The following is a 3,598-nucleotide window of genomic DNA, read 5'->3' as shown; positions in this document are numbered from 1 at the left end:
CATTTGACTCACCTGCTCCCTTTAATACCTTTATTATACAGGAAAAAAGGTACAGCCTCCTCAGTTTTCTTGAGGGTCTATACCTTTTTAAGTATTAAAGGGACTTTTTCAGTGGCCTCCTAATATGGCGGGAGCATTTTTGTATTAAGTGCGGAAAAGTGACCATTAATCTTTTTACTTAAGTCTTATTTTTGTGGCTTGGTTTGTCCTAATTTGTTCATCAGTAAAGGTCTCTATATTTTGAATGATTTTGAGGGCTATATCTGGATGGGAGTGTTGGAACTTATGAAAACTTAAGCGAGATATAATCAGTATTTCTGTGTCGGTGACGGCGTAAATATCTTCCGTATATCTGGGCTGACCAACCAGACCTGCTGTACCAAAGCAGTGTCCGGGCAGAATGGTGTCTGCCTCAGAACCAGCGAAGCCGGGTGAAAGCCTGCCGGTGATCAATATACCAAGGGTATGACTTGTATAGCCGCAAAGTGTGATATAGTCACCAGCACGGCATTGGATTATAATGCCGCAGTAGTGAAGGAATTGCCGCGCTTCTGCTGCGGATAGTCTATCTAACACACGTATTGTTAGATTTGGTTCATGTCGCAACCTTTTTCGCAAAAAAGCCCATAATTCTTCTTCTGTAACTAACTGGCTGTTCATGGTGTTTGAATGTTCGGTAAATTCTTCGCGGAACCATCCGGCGGCGCAGGTGTTCAATAGTCCTCGCTTGCGGGCTATACGATATAGGGGAGAACGTACTGCCCTAAAGTATTCAATATCGTCGATTAGCAAAACCAAGGGTATCAATACACCGTCGTAACCTGGGGCTGTAAAACTTCGATCAAGCCGCCGCCATCCGATTTGCTCGTAAAGACGAAGTAGATGAAAATTACATACACCAAAACAAAATTGGACTTGGCCACAGCCAAGTTCATAAGCTTTTGCCGTAAGTAGATGCAATGCCGCTGTATTTCGGTAATACGGGTCCACCATCAACTTACTGCTATAGGCAAAAAAACTTTGCTGGTTGTTTTCCTTATAGAATTTTTGAAATCTATTCAAGGAAAGAATTTGCACCAAATCCGGAGGGAATTTAGATAAAGGACCGATATTTATTCTTATTGTGCCGATAGTTTTCGGGCCGGCTTTGGCGTAGATTAGAATTGCCCATTTATCTAGTTGGTCATATAAGAGACTGTTGCTGTGGTCGACAGAGGTCAGCTGCATAGCCATTTCTTCCACATAGATTTGGTAACGGAGACGGTATATTTCCTCTTTTTCCCTTGATGCTGTAGCAATGCCGATTGTAATTGGATACTCCTGGGCTACTACAGTGTCATGCAAGCTCATTAATGATCTCTCCTTTTCGAAATATTGTTGATGCAGTTTTCGCGGTCTGGCATAGATGGCTTCTGAAAATCACCTCCCACTTTTGAATCGTAAGAAAATGTAATGTATTGTAAGAAAAAAACTTTCCACAAGGCTTGACCTTGTGGAAAGTTTTTCAAAAAACGTTATTGTTTTGCTAAAGACTGGTTAGGGAGAATTTGACTAGAAAAGTGGTTCCTTTATCGCTTGTTTCCACATGAATAGCGGCGTTATGCCTTTGGGCAATCCTGTAGCACATAGGCAAACCTAGGCCTGTGCCAGTATTCTTGGTAGTTAGAAATGGAGTGCCCAAATTCTTGAGTATCTGAGGTGGGATACCAGAACCTTGGTCGCTGATAGAAAGAACTACTGTATCTTTATCCATGTATGTGCGGATAACAAGTTCCCCCCCTTTTGGCATAGCCTGTAGACCGTTATTAACTAGGTTAAATATTAGCTGGCGAATTTCGTTTTTATCCAGATACGTTTCCGGTATCTCCTCCGGGAAAAGTTTTATATATGCACTGGTAGCTCCGGCTGTTACCTGTATTAAAGGAAATACAGCAGTTATGATACTATTTAAACAGCAACTTCTCAAGTTAGGTACTTTATCCTTAGCCAGTAGCAGGTATTCGGTGATTACCGTATTGGTTCTGTCTAGTTCGCTGATCATAAGGTCATACCGCTCTTGACTGATACTGGACTCTCCCTTAATTTTCATCATTTGCAGATAGCCGCGGACTGAAGTTAAGGGGTTGCGGATTTCGTGGGCGACGCTAGCGGCCATTTGTCCTACCATGTTCATCTGCTCAGCTCGGGCTACAACTTGTTCCATATTTTTGCGGGCGGTAACATCACGCAGAATTCCTTCCAATGCAACTAGGTTACCGCTCTTATCATAAATAGGAACAACTTTTTGTTCGACCCAGATGATATTTTGATCTTTACGCACAAGGCGGAAAGTATGCGGTAAATCGCTGGGGGCTGAATCATTCTCGACGAATTTGTCAAACAGCGGCTGGTCATCTAGGTATATCAGTTTGGTCAGCAAGCTGGCATCTGTATAATATTCTTCGGGGATATAACCTGTAACAGGTAGAGCGGCTGGGCTTATATACTCAAAATTAGCAACAGGAGATAACCTGTAACGGTAAATCACGTCAGCGGCGTTTTCCGCCAGTAACCGGTATTGGGTTTCCTTTTGAGCTAAGTCCGATCGGGTTTTTTCCAAGTATACCAGCAAAATGCCCAAGACAATAACCAGCCGGAGAATAATACCCGCTAAATAACACCAGGGGCTTAGCCAGGGGATGCTGACCGAATACGGCATAAAGAGTGTGAGAAGCCCCCAAAAAGTGAGGGCATATCCAGTAATGTACCTTCCAATCCCTGTTGTTTGTAAATGATGCGTAAAAATCCTGCCTATCCATATGCACATAAAGCAACTGAACCCTAGGGGAGGTAGTAGTTTATAGAGGAGAGGTAAATCTAATAGGTTGGATACGATGCTTAGGGTGAATGTACCAGCTGCAACATACAACCAGTTCTTATTGAGTGGTTTATTGATAAAGACATATGTACCCCATGCAAAAGTTAACCCATTAATTATGATCATTAATTGGAAAAAGGTAAGAGCCACGGCAGATTGTTTCCAAGTAAGCGGGCCATAGTCAAAAAGAACAATCCGTCCCCAGAAAATAAGCCAGCTTAATATCCAAATACCCATAAAGCGCTCGCGATATAGGATATAAAAATACACATATGGAATTAACATGAGAACAGTTCCGATGAGTATGGTCAGAGAAGTATAATCCATATTCCACTCTCCTACGGGGGTTGATTCACGGTTTAAGCAAAGTTATTCATTTCCATCCTAATTCTACCAAAAAATACAAAATCCTCCCATAATCAGGGAATATATAGGAGGTATCAACTTTGCCCGTTGGAGTATCAGATCATTGACGGCAAAATATAATGAATCTATAGTAAAACCTCTTGTAGTAAATGGTTTTACTCATGAAAAAATGCTCCTGCTAATATGGAGGCCACTGAAGAACTTGTGGTTTTGACGGAGCAAAGCTTAAAAAGCACGAAACAGAAGACGACCCTTGTTCCCAATTTTGGGGTGAGGGTCGTCTTTTACCATTTAGGAAACCTTTATAACTTGTCTTCTACCTTATCAGTTTCAATATTCTCTTTATATTCACAGTAAAGATCGCCATCGCCCCCT

The 3,598-nt window shown here is 41.9% G+C and carries 2 protein-coding genes; both read right to left on the bottom strand.

The genetic code is table 11. The features are described 5' to 3' along the window. Positions 1-174: 174 nt before the first annotated feature. The gene (locus tag VN447_RS19700; protein ID WP_325527506.1) at positions 175-1,350 is read right to left on the bottom strand and encodes a cyclic nucleotide-binding domain-containing protein; all 1,176 of its coding nucleotides are present in this window, start codon (positions 1,348-1,350) and stop codon (positions 175-177) included. A 175-nt stretch (positions 1,351-1,525) separates the two neighbouring features. Next, on the bottom strand, positions 1,526-2,698 hold the full coding sequence (locus VN447_RS19695; protein WP_325527504.1) for an ATP-binding protein: 1,173 nt from the start codon (positions 2,696-2,698) through the stop codon (positions 1,526-1,528). Positions 2,699-3,598 lie beyond the last annotated feature (900 nt).

The sequence above is a fragment of the Sporomusa sp. genome (genome assembly GCF_035561155.1).
Lineage (GTDB): Bacteria > Bacillota > Negativicutes > Sporomusales > Sporomusaceae > Sporomusa.
Note: the sequence above shows the minus strand (reverse complement) of the source record. Positions and strands in the feature narration are given on the sequence as shown.